This is a genomic window from Ralstonia insidiosa (genome assembly GCF_008801405.1).
GTDB lineage: Bacteria > Pseudomonadota > Gammaproteobacteria > Burkholderiales > Burkholderiaceae > Ralstonia > Ralstonia insidiosa.
The window spans coordinates 267,815-283,215 of sequence record NZ_VZPV01000002.1 but is presented as its reverse complement, the minus strand read 5'-3'; the positions used below and the strand labels follow the sequence as shown (position 1 = coordinate 283,215).

16 protein-coding genes are annotated in these 15,401 nt (G+C 65.6%); 6 read left to right on the top strand and 10 right to left on the bottom strand.

Annotated elements, in window-relative coordinates; translation table 11 throughout:
- Window positions 1-89: 89 nt before the first annotated feature.
- Complete coding sequence (locus F7R11_RS18035) at window positions 90-1,130, top strand: AraC family transcriptional regulator (RefSeq protein ID WP_064808961.1); 1,041 nt, start codon at window positions 90-92, stop codon at window positions 1,128-1,130.
- Window positions 1,131-1,178: 48 nt separating this feature from the next.
- Here F7R11_RS18035 and F7R11_RS18030 read toward each other — a convergent pair whose 3' ends face one another.
- Window positions 1,179-2,378, bottom strand: coding sequence for a pyridoxal phosphate-dependent aminotransferase (locus F7R11_RS18030; protein ID WP_064808962.1), 1,200 nt, complete (start codon window positions 2,376-2,378; stop codon window positions 1,179-1,181).
- An 88-nt stretch (window positions 2,379-2,466) separates the two neighbouring features.
- Between F7R11_RS18030 and F7R11_RS18025 the strand changes: the two genes are divergently transcribed.
- The 3 genes from F7R11_RS18025 (at window position 2,467) to F7R11_RS18015 (ending at window position 5,407) form a co-directional block, all read left to right on the top strand.
- Window positions 2,467-3,366 (top strand): LysR family transcriptional regulator, encoded by a 900-nt coding sequence (locus tag F7R11_RS18025; RefSeq protein WP_064808963.1) that lies wholly within the window; start codon window positions 2,467-2,469, stop codon window positions 3,364-3,366.
- A gap of 56 nt (window positions 3,367-3,422) precedes the next feature.
- Window positions 3,423-4,307: a LysR family transcriptional regulator gene (locus tag F7R11_RS18020; RefSeq protein WP_064808964.1), complete on the top strand. Its 885-nt coding sequence runs from the start codon at window positions 3,423-3,425 to the stop codon at window positions 4,305-4,307.
- A 146-nt stretch (window positions 4,308-4,453) separates the two neighbouring features.
- Window positions 4,454-5,407: an AEC family transporter gene (locus tag F7R11_RS18015; RefSeq protein ID WP_064808965.1), complete on the top strand. Its 954-nt coding sequence runs from the start codon at window positions 4,454-4,456 to the stop codon at window positions 5,405-5,407.
- A gap of 51 nt (window positions 5,408-5,458) precedes the next feature.
- Here the strand turns inward: F7R11_RS18015 and F7R11_RS18010 are convergent, their stop codons facing one another.
- Together F7R11_RS18010 and F7R11_RS18005 are read right to left on the bottom strand one after the other, a co-directional pair.
- Window positions 5,459-6,502, bottom strand: coding sequence for an alpha/beta fold hydrolase (locus F7R11_RS18010; RefSeq protein WP_064808966.1), 1,044 nt, complete (start codon window positions 6,500-6,502; stop codon window positions 5,459-5,461).
- A gap of 41 nt (window positions 6,503-6,543) precedes the next feature.
- The gene (locus F7R11_RS18005) at window positions 6,544-6,942 is read right to left on the bottom strand and encodes a cupin domain-containing protein (protein ID WP_064808967.1); all 399 of its coding nucleotides are present in this window, start codon (window positions 6,940-6,942) and stop codon (window positions 6,544-6,546) included.
- A gap of 331 nt (window positions 6,943-7,273) precedes the next feature.
- On the opposite strand from F7R11_RS18005, the gene F7R11_RS18000 reads away from it, so the two are divergent.
- Window positions 7,274-7,498, top strand: coding sequence for a hypothetical protein (locus F7R11_RS18000; RefSeq protein WP_064808968.1), 225 nt, complete (start codon window positions 7,274-7,276; stop codon window positions 7,496-7,498).
- A gap of 47 nt (window positions 7,499-7,545) precedes the next feature.
- A complete protein-coding gene (locus F7R11_RS17995) occupies window positions 7,546-8,316 on the top strand; it encodes an alpha/beta fold hydrolase (protein WP_064809134.1) in 771 nt (256 codons plus the stop codon).
- Between the two features lie 48 nt (window positions 8,317-8,364).
- Here F7R11_RS17995 and F7R11_RS17990 read toward each other — a convergent pair whose 3' ends face one another.
- From F7R11_RS17990 to F7R11_RS17960, 7 genes are read right to left on the bottom strand one after another with little or no spacing between them, the layout of a single operon-like run.
- Window positions 8,365-9,456 (bottom strand): acyl-CoA desaturase, encoded by a 1,092-nt coding sequence (locus F7R11_RS17990; RefSeq protein WP_064808969.1) that lies wholly within the window; start codon window positions 9,454-9,456, stop codon window positions 8,365-8,367.
- Window positions 9,440-10,570, bottom strand: coding sequence for a sterol desaturase family protein (locus F7R11_RS17985; RefSeq protein WP_064808970.1), 1,131 nt, complete (start codon window positions 10,568-10,570; stop codon window positions 9,440-9,442). Before F7R11_RS17985 ends, F7R11_RS17990 begins: the two co-directional genes overlap by 17 nt.
- Window positions 10,567-11,190, bottom strand: a complete 624-nt coding sequence (locus F7R11_RS17980; RefSeq protein ID WP_064808971.1) for a phosphatase PAP2 family protein — start codon at window positions 11,188-11,190, stop codon at window positions 10,567-10,569. The genes F7R11_RS17985 and F7R11_RS17980 overlap by 4 nt, the downstream gene beginning before the upstream one ends.
- Window positions 11,187-12,497: a F390 synthetase-related protein gene (locus tag F7R11_RS17975; protein ID WP_064808972.1), complete on the bottom strand. Its 1,311-nt coding sequence runs from the start codon at window positions 12,495-12,497 to the stop codon at window positions 11,187-11,189. Before F7R11_RS17975 ends, F7R11_RS17980 begins: the two co-directional genes overlap by 4 nt.
- Window positions 12,494-13,300: an MBL fold metallo-hydrolase gene (locus tag F7R11_RS17970; RefSeq protein WP_064808973.1), complete on the bottom strand. Its 807-nt coding sequence runs from the start codon at window positions 13,298-13,300 to the stop codon at window positions 12,494-12,496. The genes F7R11_RS17975 and F7R11_RS17970 overlap by 4 nt, the downstream gene beginning before the upstream one ends.
- Window positions 13,288-14,304, bottom strand: a complete 1,017-nt coding sequence (locus tag F7R11_RS17965; protein WP_064808974.1) for an NAD-dependent epimerase/dehydratase family protein — start codon at window positions 14,302-14,304, stop codon at window positions 13,288-13,290. Before F7R11_RS17965 ends, F7R11_RS17970 begins: the two co-directional genes overlap by 13 nt.
- Entirely contained in the window at window positions 14,301-15,287 is a 987-nt protein-coding gene (locus F7R11_RS17960; protein WP_064808975.1) for a 3-oxoacyl-[acyl-carrier-protein] synthase III C-terminal domain-containing protein, read from the bottom strand. The genes F7R11_RS17965 and F7R11_RS17960 overlap by 4 nt, the downstream gene beginning before the upstream one ends.
- Window positions 15,288-15,401: the final 114 nt, after the last annotated feature.

Genomic DNA, 15,401 nt, shown 5'->3' with positions numbered 1-15,401 from the left:
TAGTGCGGCGGACCGGGGAAAGCACCAATGCTGTGTCGGGACAATTCCTTTAGTATTCGGGCCAAACCGGCTTCCCTAGGGTTTCCCTGATGAACGTTTGGGACTTCACCCGCAGCCCAGCCAGCGCGCGGCTGCTGGTCGACTTTGGTGTCGAGCGCGGCGTGTCTTCGCCTAGCCTGCTGATGGGCAGCGGCCTGTCAGCCCAGCAGCTTGGCGATCCGAATGTCGAGATCACGGCCGAGCAGGAGCTGCGCGTGACCGCCAACCTGCTGCGCGCACTCAGGCCGGCCCCTGCCGGGCTGGGCTTCGAGGTGGGGGCCCGGTATCACTTCTCGGCGTACGGCATCTGGGGCTATGGCCTGATCGCCAGCGCCACGGCTGGGGATGCGCTGGCGCTGTCGTTGCGCTTCCTGCCGCTGACGTACGCCTACACCACGATCTCGTACCGCGAGGAAGGCGCGCTGTGCGTGCTCACCTTCACCGAGCCGGACCTGGCTGCAGAACTCAAGCAGTTTGTCGTGGAGCGCGACATGGCCGCGGCAGCCTTGCTGCTGAAGGAGATTGGCGGCGAGGCCTTTTCCCTGGCGCGTTTCACGCTCAAGACCAAGCGCACGCCGGTCGGGCCGGCATCCTCTGAGACCGTCAGAACGCTGTTCGGCCGGAGCCCTGAAGGTGGCGCTCACGTCAACAGCCTGGGGTTTGATCGCGCTCTTCTGAACCGGAAGTTGCCGCACGCCGATCCGGTCACGGTGTCGATGTGCGAGCAGATGTGTGAACGCTTGATGGAGTCGCGGCGGACCCGGGCGGGGGCTGCCGCCACCGTGCGTCAGTATCTGAATGCGTCGCCCGGTGGCCTGTCTTCCACCCTGGAGGACATGGCGCGCTTGATGAACCTCAGCCCACGTACGCTCAAGCGCCGGCTGCAGGAAGAGGGGACGACTTATACGGCGTTGCTGGCGGACGCGCGTGGCGCCGCCGCAAAAGAACTGCTGCGCGACCCGAGTCTCCCGCTTGGGGAGATTGCCGTGAGACTGGGGTTCAGCGATCTGTCGACCTTTTCGCAGGCGTTCAAGCGCTGGTATGGGGTGGCGCCCAGCATTTTCCGAGACCGCAACACCGAACAGAGGTAGCGATCGCCTGCATGCATGCCGATGGCCTTGGCGTGCAGGCACGGTGCGTTATTGCAGCGCCCCCAGCGCCACCGCCATCCGATCCGCCGCCAGCGCAAGCTGCGCATCCGACGTCGCATACGACAGCCGCAAGAAGCCCGGCATGCCAAATCCCGACCCCGGCACCACGGCCACGCCCTGTTCCAGCAGATAGGCCGCCAGCGCGACATCGTCGTCAACCTTGCTGCCGTTGGGTGTTGTGCGGCCGATGAAGGCGCGCACATCCGGAAACAGGTAGAAGGCACCTTCCGGCGTGGGCGTACGCAACCCATCGATGGCGGCAAACTGCTGCAGGAGGAAATCCCGCCGCGCCTGGAAGATGCCGCATCGACGTGCAACCTCATCCTGCGGACCATCCAGCGCCGCCACCGCCGCTGCTTGCGACACGGATGACGTATGCGAGTTGATCTGCATCTGGATCTTGGTCATCGCCTCGATCAGCGCGCGCGGCCCGCACGCGTACCCGACGCGCCAGCCGGTCATGGAATACGCCTTGGAGACCCCGTTGACCGTCAGGATGCGTGGTGCCAGATCCGGTGCAACCGATGCCAGCGTGGCCGGCTTGCGCCCGTCGTACAGGATGTGTTCGTAGATGTCATCCACGAGGATGAAGAACCGCTGGTTGGCGCTCTTGCGCAGGACCTCCGCAAAGCGCAGCAACTGGCCGGCCGTGTACGCCGTGCCGCTCGGGTTGCTGGGCGAATTCAGCACCAGCCATTTGGTGCGTAGCGTGATCGCGGCTTCCAGGGTTTCGGGCTGGAGCGCGTAGCCGGTCTCGGGCGATGTGAGCAGCGGCCGTAGCGTGCCACCGTTCATGGACACGATGTCTGCGTAAGAGGCCCAATACGGCGCCGGAATCAGAACCTCATCCCCGGGGTTCAACGTAGCCAGGAACGCTTGATAGATCACCTGCTTGCCGCCACAGCCCACGCTGATGTCAGCCGGCGTATAGATCAGGCCGTTCTCACGCAGCAGTTTGCGCACGATGGCCTCACGCAGTTGCACCGTGCCGTTGATGGCGGTGTAGCGGGTCTGCCCCTCGGCAATCGCGCGCATGGCAGCCTCGCCGATGTGCTCGGGCGTGGGAAAGTCGGGTTCGCCCAGTGTCATGTCGACGACGCTGTGGCCGGCTTGCTGTGCCTGACGCGTACGTTCCGCCATGACCTGGATGGGGGAAGGGCGAAGGGTGGCGACGGTCTTGGAAAACATTCGGGTGGCCTTTCGACGAGCATGGTGCGTGGGAATGTTCGTAATCTAGAATTCATGTTGTTCAATCTCAATTGAGTTTTGCTTCAACATGAAAAATGCCCTCGCGCCGCAACCCCCGACGCTTCGCCAGTTGGAGCTGTTGCTGTCACTGGCCGGTGCCGATGGCATTGCCAATGCCGGCGCCAGGATCGGCATGACGCCGTCGGCAACAAGCCATGCGTTGCGCGCATTGGAAACGGCGCTGGGCACGGCGCTGGTGGATCGCAATGCGCAGGCGGTTGAGCTGACGCATGCGGGGCAGCAGATCCTGCCGCATGTGCGGGATCTGTTTGCAGCGCTGAACCTGATTCAGGCCACGGCCAGTGCCAGTACGGGTTTGCAGAGCGGTGTGCTGCGGATCGGCTCGTTTGGCGCCAGTTCATCGCTGCGCCTGTTGCCACCGCTGCTGGAGCGCTTTCAGGATCGTCATCCGGGCATTGAGGTGTATGTCACGGAAAAGCCCGATGCGGAAATCGAGCAGGCGCTGGTTGAGCGCCGCATCGAGCTTGCCGTGGTCACCTTGCCCAAGCCGCAGTTCGACACACTGCCGCTGGCCGTGGATGAACTCGTGGCGGTCGTGCCGGAGCGGCACCCGCTGGCGCAGGCCGATTCCGTCGATCTGCGCGCGCTGGCGCGGCATCCGCTGATCCTTACCCATGCCGGCTCGCAAGATCTGGTGGCGCGCATGTTTGCGCGGGCCAACGTGCAGCCGAAAGTCACGCACGAACTGTCGCAGTTGCTGTCGATCCTGGAGTTTGTGGCGCGCGGCCAGGGCGTGTCGATCTTGGCGTCTTTAGCGCTGCCCGAGCGGCATGAGGGCGTGGTGGTGCGCAAGATCACGCCGCGCACGTCGCGCCGCGTGGGGCTGGCCTGCCTGAACCAGCGCAGGCTGTCGCCTGCGGCTGCCGCGTTGTGGCGGCAAGCGCAGGCCATCAAGCTGCGCCGATAGCGTTTGCGCGTGCGTGCGATGCGCTATCCTCGTCCGATCGAATCTCGCTCCTGACCATGTCTTTACGCGCACTGAGAACGCTCGTCGCCATTGCCCGCCACCGCACGTTTGCCCGCGCGGGTGAAGCCATCGGGCTGACGCAATCGGCCGTCAGCCTGCAGGTCAAATCGTTGGAGGAGGAGTTCAACGTCCGCCTGTTCGACCGCTCGCGCCGTGAGCCCTCGCTCACAGAGGCGGGGCGCATTGTGCTCGCGCAGGCCGAGCAGATCCTGGCCCTGTACGACCGCATTCCTGATGCACTGAGCGATGAAAAATCGCTGGTCGGCCGGTTGCGTATCGGCGCCATCCAGACCGCGTTGTCCGGGCCGCTGCCCAATGCCCTGCTGACCTTGCGGCGCGATCATCCAGGGCTGCGCGTGCATGTGGCGGCCGGCATGTCCGCCGAGCTTGCACAGCGCGTGGCCGATGGCGAGCTGGATGCCGCCATCACCTCGCAGCCCGTACGACCGCATCCGGCAGAGCTGGTGTGGTCAACGCTCTATGAAGACCGCTTCTGGCTACTGGCCCCACCGCAGTACGCAAAGCACGACGCGCGTGCGCTGCTGACCGAACTGCCGTTCATCCGCTTTGACGCGCAGGCGTGGGCCGGCCGCATGATCGCCTCGGAGCTGCGCCGCCTGGGCGTGCGGGTGCGTGAAGAGATGGTGCTCGACAACAAGGACACCATCGTGCAGATGGTGGCGAGCGGCCTGGGCGCTGCCGTGGTGGCGCTGTCCGATGCCGTGCTGACGCAGCTGCCGCCCATCACACGCCTGCCGTTCGGCCAGCCGCAGACGCGCCGGGCCGTCGTTCTGCTTGAGCATCAATCGCGTCCGGCAGAGCGCTTCACACAGGCATTGGCCGAGGTGGTGGTCGAATCTGCCATGAGTATTTCTCGTTGATTGCACGATCAATCACAATGATTGCTGCTATCACCGCGTGATAGCTTGGCGGTGTTCCTGTTCTGATCGAGCATCGCCATGTTGTTCCGCATCCTCTCCCTGATCTCTTCCACGCTACGCGCACATTGCCTAGCAGGAGTACCGCGATGACCGCCGCAATCCTGCTGGCGCTGGCGCCGGTCGCCCTGCTGGTAGCGCTCGGCTACGGGCTCAAGCACACCGGTTTCATTGCCGATGCGTTCTGGCCACAGGCAGAGCGGCTCTGCTACTACGTCCTGCTGCCTGCGCTGTTCACGCACGGGCTGGCCAGCGCACACCTGCAAGCGTTGCCGGTGCTGCCGCTGGCCGGCACGCTGATCGTTGCGACGGTGGTGGTGGCGGTGGCACTCGTGCTGACCCGGCCCTGGATGCGAGTGGACGGCGCGGCGTTCACGTCGGTGTTTCAAGGTGGCGTGCGCTTCAACAACTACGTGGGCGTGTCGCTTGCAGCAGGGCTCTTTGGCGCGAAGGGCATTGCGTTGGCTGCCGTGTGCAACGCGGCCATCGTGCCGACCGTCAATCTGCTGTGCGTGCTGGTGTTTGCGCGCTTTGGGTCGGTGCGCCTGAGCGGCAAGGCGCTTGCGCGCCAGATCGTGACGAACCCGCTGGTGGTGGCGTGCGTGTTGGGCATCGCCATGCAGATCGCCGGCGTGCAGGTCCCCACGTTGATCGAGCCGGCGGTGCGTTCGCTCGGCGTGGCATCGATGCCGCTCGGCCTGCTGTGTGTGGGTGCGGCGCTGAACTTCAGTGGCGTGCGCGCGTGGGTGCAGCCGGTGGCTGTGTCGTCGCTCGTCAAGTTTCTGGCCATGCCGGTGCTGACGCTGGTGGTGGGCCATGCCATCGGGCTGACCGATGTGGCGCTGATGGTCGCGCTGCTGTTCCAGGCACTGCCGACGGCATCGTCGTCTTACATCATGGCGCGCCAGCTCGGCGGCGATGCGCCGCTCATGGCGGGCATTACCGCGGCACAGACGGTGTTGGCCGCTGCCGCCATGCCGGCGGTGATGACACTGCTGGTGGTGACGCGCGGGTTGCCGCAGGGGTTGATTTCCGCCTTGTGAGCAAGCAACCCGCTGATCGGCTTCTCGTGCATTACCGGATTGCTGTCATCGTCAAAGCCGCGCCACATCCAGCATCGCCTGCACAAATGCCTTCGGCGCTTCCTGCGGCAGGTTGTGCCCGATGCCGCCGCCGATGTTCCGGTGCTGGTACTTGCCCGTGAACTTCTTCGCATAGGCCGATGGCTCTGGATGCGGTGCGCCGTTGGCGTCGCCCTCCATGGTGATGGTGGGCACCGTAATGGCCGGTGCGGCGGCCAGGCGTTTTTCCAGTACATCGAACTGCGATTCACCCTGGGCCAGCCCCAGGCGCCAGCGGTAGTTGTGAATGACGACGGCCACATGATCCGGGTTGTCAAATGCGGTGGCGCTGCGGTCATAGGTGGCGTCGTCGAACTTCCACGTGGGCGAGGCGAGCTTCCAGATCAGGCGGTTGAAGTCTTTGTAGTTGGCGGCATAGCCTTGAGCACCGCGCTCCGTGGTGAAGTAGAACTGATACCACCACGCAAACTCCGCCGCCGGTGGCAACGGCTTGCGGTTGGCCTCCTGGCTGCCGATCAGGTAGCCGCTCACCGATACCAGCGTCTTGCAACGTTCCGGCCACAGCGCTGCGATGATGTCTGCCGTGCGTGCCCCCCAGTCGTAGCCGCCAAAGTGGGCTTGCTCGATCTTGAGCGCGTCCATGAACGCGATGATGTCGACCGCCAGCGCAGCCTGCTGCCCGTTGCGCGGTGTCTCTGCCGAGCGGATGCGCGTGGTGCCATAGCCGCGCAGGTACGGCACGAGCACGCGATAGCCGGCGGTCGCCAGTGCCGGCGCCACCTCCGCATAGCTATAGATGTCATACGGCCAGCCATGCAGCAGGATCACGGCGGGGCCGTTCTTCGGGCCCAGGTCTGCATAGCCGATGTTGAGTACGCCCGCATCAATCTGATGCAGCGTGGCAAAGGGGTTGGTCTGACCGACCAACGGCGTATTCGACGTGGATGGCGCGGGCTGCGCATGCACAAGCTCGGCCAGCCCGAGATCGAGCACACCAATGCTGGCGATGGTGGTGCCAAGAAGACGGCGGCGACGGAGGTTGACGGCGTTCGACATGGGGGCTCCCCTCAGGTGTTTGGGCGGTTGGGTGAATGTGCTTACCGGACGAGTTGCACGAGTGGCTCACCTTTCCTGACCACGTAAGTCGCCAGCTCCGATGCCTTGCCGCTGCCGACGTTTCTTGCCGAATGCGCGACACCGGCCGGAATGAACAGCGACTCACCGGCTTGCAGCGTTACGGGAGGCTTGCCGTCCAGCCGGTACTCAAGCGACCCGTTCAACACGTGGGCGATCTCTTCGCCTGGATGCGCGTGGTTGGGGGCGAACGCCTTCTCATCAAAATCCACCCGCACCTGCAGGGTTTCGTAGCCATTCGCACTGAGGTCTTGGTGAACGAGGTCGGCGCGTTGCACGCCGCCTGACTGGGCCAATGCGCTGTGGGAAGCAAGGGCGCCGCTGAGCACGAGCAGGGCGGCGGCGATTCGAATCGGTTGCATGAGAGCTCCTGAAATCAAGGATGGATGACGAGGGAGGGGCTAGGGGGATGACCGGCCTCGTTCCCTGCATTAGGCGACTCCGGTGTATCCCGCATGTTTCACCGTTCTGCCGATTTGTATCGCTGTGTACCAACGGGCTGTGGCGACTGGGGTTTTGTATGCGCGTGTATCCGGCCATGACGGCGGTACACCGCCAGACAAAACGGGCCGCCTGCTGCTACGTACGGGATACGTCCGCCCGCTTCAATGCATTCCGTGGCCCGACGCTGAACCGATACGAAGCAACGCCGGGCTGCGCAACCCCTAACTCATCCTTCTGAGGAAAACGATCATGACCCGCAATCTCGCCAAGTCTTTCGCTGTTGTTGCACTCGCCGTTGCTGCCGCTGGTGCACACGCTGCCACCGCGTTTGGCGGTGCACGCGACCCGTACACCGAAGGTGCGCGTTCCGTTCAAGAGGCGCGCGACGTGTACACCGAGGGCGCTCGCTCGACCGACATCTACACCGACGGTGCGCGTAACGCTGACCCGTACTACGACGGTGCCCACGCCTGAAGGCCCCACCCACCACACGCTCGCTCAACGACTCAGGAATCGACATGTTGAAACGCAACGCTGTCTCCTTCGCATTGCTTGCACTGGGCACGGCCACCAGCGCACCGCTCCTGGCGGCAGACGCCGATCAGCCTTCCGTGGTGATCGTGCATGGCGCCTTTGCCGATGGCTCGGATTGGGCCAAGGTGATTCCACTGCTGCAGGCGAAGGGCGTGAAGGTGCAGGCCGTGCAGAACGGGCTGAACTCGCTGGCCGACGACGTGGCGGCCACGCGCCGCGCCATCGGCAACCAAGCCGGCAAGGTCGTGCTGGTGGGGCACTCGTGGGGTGGCACGGTCATCACCGAGGCAGGTGCGGACAGCAAGGTGGCCGGGTTGGTCTATGTGGCCGCCTTTGCGCCGGATGCCGGCCAGTCGACGGAAGAGGTCGGCAAGGACTACGCACCGGCGCCCGGCATCGGCAAGCTGGTGGCGGATGCCAATGGCTATCTCTCGCTACCCGCTGCGGCACTGGCGAGCGACTTCGCTCAGGATGTGCCGGCCGCGCAGGCCCGCGTGATGGCGGCCACGCAAGGGCCCATCAAAGCAACGGCATTTGGTGAGCGGACTACGGTGGCCGCATGGCAGAGCAAGCCGTCATGGTTCATCGTCAGCGAGCACGACCGGATGATCCAACCGGACCTGGAGCGTGCCATGGCCAGGAAGATCGGCGCCAAGGTGACGAGCCTGCCGACCAGCCACGTGCCGCAGAAGTCGCGGCCGCAGGCGGTGGCGAAGGTCATCCTCGACGCCGTGCATGCGGTCGAGGTGCGCAACTGAGGGGCGCGTGTGGTGCGCGTGTGGTGGGAAGCGGTGACGGCTAGCGCGTCAGCTTGGCCGCTCACCCATCGCACGCAGAAAGGTCTGCTGTGCAGCCAGGAGTTCTGGATAGGTGAGCGTGCGGTAGTCGAGCGCATGCGTGCGCGCCACCTCGGCCACGCGCGCGGCCAGCGCCGGATAGTGGCGGTGGCTGTAGGTCGGAAACAGATGATGCGTGAGGTGCCAGTTCAGGCCGCCCAGCCAGTAGCCGATCCACGCCGGTTGCGGCTTCCAATCGCACGCGGTGTGGAAGGCATGTTCATGCCACGTGTGCGGCAACTGGCCAGATTCGGGCGGCAGATAGAACGTCACGTCGGCCCAATGCGTGCCCAGGATCAACGCCACCAGCACGCACGACGCCAGCATCTGCCCGACAAAGTAGCTGAATGCCACCCAGCCCCAGCCAAGGCCAAGCTGATGCGCCACCCAGGCCGGCACGGCCACGGCCGTCAGCAAGTGCAGTGCCTTTGCGCACAGGAAGGTCGCCCAGCCGCGCACGCCGGGCAGCACGCGGTCCGCTTTGAGTGCGGTGAGCCCGAGTCGGTCTGACCAGTCGTAAATCCAGTTGATGTACGGCAGCGACAGCGCCGCGATCAGCGGCCAGTAGCGGTGCTGATACTGAAACTGCGGGTACCACGGCTGGAACGGTGTCTGCCGCAGGAAGCGGTTGGCGGCGGTGTCGAGGTCGTAGTGCTCGATGTTGGCGTGCGCGTGGTGATAGTGCACGTGGCGCACCGTCCAGTACGCGGGCTCGATGCCGAGCGGGATGGCAGTGAGCCGGATCATCGCGCTGTCCAGCCACGCCCACGGCGACAGTGCCCGGTGCGCGCCATCGTGCAGCACGTTCATCGCCAGCATCATCGCGAAGAACGGAAACGCGAGATACGCCAGCACGAAGACGACCGGGCTCGCCGCTGTGACCATGGCGGCATAGAGCAACACCGCACAGATCGCGAGAAACAGTCCTTTGGCGATCAGGCCGAAATCGGCAAAGCGGTGGTCGCCGTTTTCCTGCAGGTACCCATGCGCGGCGCGGCGCAGGTCATCGGCCAGCGTGGATGAACGCGGCGAGGCGTAGCGGAGCTTACTGAGATTCGGCATGAGGTGAAGGTTGCAACGGTGTGCTCGTACGCAGCGCATGCCACAAGCCACAGGCAAGGCCATGCACACCAAGAGCGATGGTTAGACCATTGGAGAGCGCATCGCCGGTACCGCACACGCCGATCATCAGCGCAGGCAGCGCGAGCGCCAGCAACGACCACAGCCAGCGGCCCCACGTGCGTCCGTCAGACAGGCCGCCCAGCGCAACCGTCAGCAGCAGGATGAGCGCGAACCACGCGGCCTGCCAGTGCGCTGGCCAGAAGCCGTCGGTGCGCACGTAGTCGATCACCACGCCAAAGAGCAGCACACCGCCGGTGGCAATCCAGCCGGCGGGTGTCACGCGCGTGTCGCGCTGCAGATGCGGCGCACGCAGGCCCAGCCAGTGCAGTGCCGGCACGATGTTGGCCCAGAACGGGTTGTCGCTGTGCGTGGGCTTGTGCACGCCATAGCGGATCGGCACATCGGGCAGCGCGCGCTGGTACGTGCCGAACAGCTTGTCCCACAGCAACAGCGTGCCGCCGAAGTTGCGGTCGATGTATTCCGGGTTGCAGCCGTGGTGCACGCGGTGGTTGGCCGGCGTGACCATGAACTTGTCGAGCACGCCCGAGCTGCCCACCAGCCCGCAGTGGTTGTAGAACTGCACGGAGTAATGCAGGCCCGACACCGCCACAAACATCTCCGGCGTGACACCCAGCAGCGCCAGCGGCACGAAAAACGGCAACGATGTCAGCGACGACAGCCACGCATTGCGCACCCCCAGTGACAGGTTGAAGTGCTCGCCTTCGTGATGCACCGCGTGGATGGCCCACAGAAAACCGAACCGATGGTGCATGCGGTGCAGCCAGTAGAAGCCCAGGTCCCACGCCACGAAGGCAAAGGCCCAGCCGATGATCGGGTGCCAACTGTCTACCCAATGCAGGCTGGCATTGGCATACAGCCAGGTGAAGCCGGCCACCTCCAGGCCGCGGCACAACCACATCAGCACGTGACCGGAGTTCAGGTTGAGGATGACGTCGCGCCACGGCAGCGGCTGGCCACGCCACCACTTGAGCGCAGCCAGTTCCAGCAGCACGCACCCGAGCATCAGGGCCAGCGGCAAGGCAAATGCATTCATGTCGATACGGTTTCAATCGAGAGGGTGGGAGCGCGCCGCCTGAGCCATTGGCGTACAGCTACGCCGCACAGCAGGCCGACCGCCACGCCAGCGGACAGATCGAGTGCAACGTGCCGGCGCGTCTGAATGGTCGCGTACAGCACGCCGAGCCCCCACGTCGCTGCCAGCAGCGTACGGACGGGCTTGCGCGCATCGGCCAGCGCCCAGACAGCGAGCACCGTGAGTGCGCCGTGCAGGGATGGCAGACAGTTCTGGCTTGAGTCCATGGCCATCAGCATGCGTTGCACGCTGGCCGGCAGAGGCCCGTCCGCCAGCGGCGGGTAGTGCAGCGTGGTCGGCCAGAGCAGGAAGACCGCGCCGCTCACCAGGGCGCTCATCTGCATGGCGCGTTCCAGCCAACGCAGCCGGTGCATGTCGGCCAGCAGATACGCCAGCGGAATCAGCGCAAAGAACGACAGGTACAGCCAGATGCCCGACGTGCTGAACGGGATGGCGCGGTCCAGCGCCGTCTCGGGCACCACGGTGCCTGCGCCTTGCAGCACGCCGCAGGTGCCGTAGACGAGGCCGACGGAACACCAGCCCAACGCCATATGACGCAAGCGTGTGGCGAGCGGGCTCATTGCGCGACTCCTGATGCTGCAAGCCGGACGATGCGACGCCGCTTGGTGGTGAAATCGGTCGCAATGTCTTGCGGTGCCGGGTGCCATGTCACGCGTGTCATGTCGATGCCCTGGCAGGCAAACACGTCGGCCAGATGGGCTTGGCATGCGCGCACGATGTCAGCGCTGTTGGGGCTGACGGAGAGCGCCAGCGTGTGCGCATCGGTTTGCACCAGGCGGTAGTCGGCCTGCAGCGGCAGTGCTTGCGCCAGGGCGCGCGAGCACACATCGGCAAACAGCGTGACAGTGCCGCCGCCGTGCGCGGGCAGGACCAGCGTGTCGTCACAGCGGCCTTCGATGCGCTCAATGGCCATCGCAGGGTTGCCGCACGCGCAGGGCGGCAGCGCAGGGTTGCGGCGGATGAGGATGTCATCCAGCCGGTAGCGCACGATGGGCTGCGTGCTGCGCGTGAAGTCCGTGACGATGGGCGCGAAGCGACGCTCGTCCAGCCACTGCGGCTCGATGTGCACGTGTGCTTCGTTCAAGTGCAGCGTGCCGTGAGAACAGGTGGCGCCCAGGAAACCCTCGGTGGCCTGGTAGACCTCGCCCACGTTGCCGAAGGCCTGCGCCAGCAGCGCGCGGTCCATCGGTTCCAGCACCTCTGCGCCGGAAAGCACCTGTACTGGCGCGATGTCCAGCCGGCCTGCCAGCTTCTCCAGCGCCAGCGCGCGCAGCACCTGCGCCGGCCCCACGACGATGGTTGGCCGCAATGCCTCCAGCGGCGCGCGGTGCGACGCGAACGGCGCAAACAGATCGAAGAATGCGAACGTCAGCCACGGGTTGCGCACCGCCGTGTACAGGTTGTTGTTGGCACGCAGGAACAGGGCGACACGTTCACCGTGCAGCAGCCCGCGCGGTAACAGCTTGGCGAGCAGAGTGCCCGCCCACTGGGCGCGCTCCGCAGGGCTGACGACAAACACGCCGCGCCCGCCCGACGTGCCCGAAGACAGGCCCACCGAATACGGGCCGACCATCGGCCGGAAGTCGCGCGATTGTTCAGCCTGGCGGGCGCAGGCCAACACGTCGTCCAGGCGTAGGCCGGCGGTGTTCATGGTGTCGAAGTTGGCCATCATCGTGGCCTTGTCCATCAGCGGCCATTCGCGCATCGGCCTCGATGCGTAGGCGCGGAAGTACGGGCTGCGCGTGAGCACACGCTGCGTGAAGCGCGCAATCTGGTGTTGCTGGTGCGCCTCCAGCGCGGCACGGTTGGCGGGTTGCAACCGGCGTGTCTGCCAGTACGACCATAGCAGGCGGTGGAACGCGGTCACAGCGCGCCCTCGTGCGTGAGCAGAATGCGCACGTGGCCGCCTGCGTCCAGCGTGTGCAGTTTGCGCAGCGTGTCGAAGTAGGCGTGGCGGTCTTCCATAATGCTGTACGCCAATACCGATGGTCCACGCAGCTCGCGATAGCTCAGCGGAGACCACGCCGCATCCGCCGCCAGCAGCACCCAGCCATCGTGTGTGCGGACAAACGCGCCGATGTGCCCGGCGGCATGACCAGGCAGCGGCACGAGCAGCACGTCGCCGTTGCTGTCGGGCACGGCCCACGCCGATGTGAACGGCGCCAACTCGGGCGGCAGCGTGACCTGTTCGAACTGCTCGACAAAGCGCGTGCGCGTTTCGAAATCCTCGGGGATCAGCCCCGGCACGAAGGCACGTCGCAATGCAGAGACACCACGCAGCGCGCGCAAGTGCATCCAGCCCTCGCCCGAGCAGATGACGGGTACCCCGGGAAAGTCGCGCAAACCGGCCACGTGGTCACCGTGGAAGTGCGAGACGATCAGCCCGTCCAGATCGGCCGGCCGCAGCCCCTGCTGCGCGAGCTGCGCCGCCATCGATTCGGACGTATCGAAGTACACCGGCGTGACCTTGCGGTAGATCGCAAACAAGCCGCTGCGCGTGTGGTCGTGAAAGTGCGACGCATAACCCGTGTCCCACAGCCAGCGGCGGCCGGCGGCTTCGATCAGCCATGCACGTGCCGGAAACGCGCAGGTGCGCAGGCCCGCACCGCGCAACGCCACACAGGCGGTATGCGTGCAGTAGCCGGCTTCAAAGACGGTTAGCGTTGCCATATTCCGTTGCCATGTTCGCGTAACCAGTGGGCTGTGCGGCGGATGCCTTCTGCCATGTCGATGGGCGGCACATAGCCAAGTTCGGCGCGCGCTCGGGTGTTGGCGAGCGTCATGTCGTAGTGCAGGGCGGCGGCGCTGTAGCGCGTGAGCAGCGGCTCGCGGTGCGTAATGCTACTGGCCGATTCCATGAGGCGCGCCGCCAGCGCCATGGCCGGATACGGCACGGCGCGAATACGGTAGCGCAAGCCAAGCTGCTGCCCCAGCAACTGGTCCAGCAGATCGCGGAGCGTGGCAGGCGCGTGGTTGGTGATGTTGTACGCGGCGCCACTGGGTACGTCGGCCGTGGTGGCGCACTGCATGGCGTGCACCACGTTCTCCAGATAGGTCAGGTCCATGCGCGCTGCGCCGCCACGCGGCAGGGGCAGCGTGCCGCCACGCAGCTTCAGCAGATGCAGGATGCGCGGTAGCACCACGCGGTCGTGCGGACCAAACAGCCCGCGCGGGCGCAGGATGACGAAGCGTGTGCCGTCTTGCGCAGCAACGTGCCGCTGGATTGCCTCTTCCGCCAGCATCTTGGTTGCCGCGTAATGATTGGCGAAGCGGGCGGGGCGATAAGTCTCGGGCAGGTTCGCGTGGTGCTGGTAGTCGAAGTAGATCGACGGCGTGGAGACATGCACGAAGCGCCGGACGCCGCGCTTGACCGCGCCTTCGGCAAGGGCAGCCGTTGCACGCACGTTGGCCGCGTAGAAGTCGTCATAGGCACCCCACGGCGACGACAGCGCCGCGCAATGCCAGACCGTATCGACACCGTCCAGTAGCGCGTCCAGCGAGGCCGGCGTGAGGCGTGCGAGATCGGCCGGCACATAGTCCGCACCGCGCGCAAGAAAGGCGTCACGCTGCGCGCCATCGCGCCCGGTGGCACGCACGCGCGCACCCTGTGCCAGCAACGCGTCGACAGCGTTGCGACCCAGCCCACCCGTGGCGCCGGTCACCAGTGTCGTCATGTCGTCAGCACCATGCCGCCAAGTGTCAGCCCCGCTGCGGTGCCCACCAGCAGCACTGGGCGGCCCGGTGCAATGCGTCCACTTGTGATGGCTTCATGCAAAGCCGTGGGAATCGATGCGGCCACCTGGTTGCCGTGTTGCGCATAGATGTCGACCACGCTGGCCTCAGGCACGCCCAATCGTTTGCGCAGGTGCTGCATGCCAAGGTGACTGGCCTGGTGCGGCACCACCACGTGCATATCGCGCAGCGTGTAGCGGCTGCCGGCGAACAGGCGATCGAGAAAACCATCCATCAACTGCGAGGCCAGCTTGAACACGCGCTTGCCATCCATGTGGAACAGGTAATCAGACGCCTGCGCGCCCGTGCGCGGGTTACGGCGGGTGCCACCGGCTGGGATCTCGCAGAAGGTCTTGCCGGCGGGGTAGGTCTCCATCCGATAGGCATGGATGCCGGCGCCGGACGCTGCTGGTGCGGCCTCGACAATCACAGCGGCCGCGCCATCGCCAAAGATGAGTGCGGTTTCCGCATCGCTCCAGTTGATGCCGCGCGAGGCAAGGTCTGAAGCCACAACGGCAATGCGCCGGTACGCGCCCGTCGTCAGCAGATTGGCCGCCACGTGCAGCGCGGTGACAAAGCTCAGGCAACTGGCGTTGACGTCAAACGCGGGCGTGCCGGCGGGCAGCCCCGCAGGCTCCAGGATGCGCGTGGCCGTATTGGGCAGCGCCTGCTCCTGCACGCCCGAGGCGGAGATCAGCAGGTCAATGGAGGCGGCAGGCACATTCGCGCGGCGCAGTGCATCGCGTACGGCGGCGCCGGCAAGTGCTGACTGGTGCTCGGCAAGCGTGGCGTGGTGGCGCACGTCAATGCCGGACTTCTTGCGTACGTAGCCGGCCGAATGGCCCAGGCGCGTATCCAGTTCTGCGGACGTGACCCGTTGCTCCGGCAGCGCCTTGCCGGTGGAAAGCAGATGAATCGGCAGCATAGATGCAGGCGCGCATGTGGTGCGTCGCCCTGGTTCCTCTTCCGGCTGCGGGTAGCGCAGTGCGTGTGCCGCAGCGTAACGATCTTGTCTTGTTGTGCCGCGATTCTAGCGGCT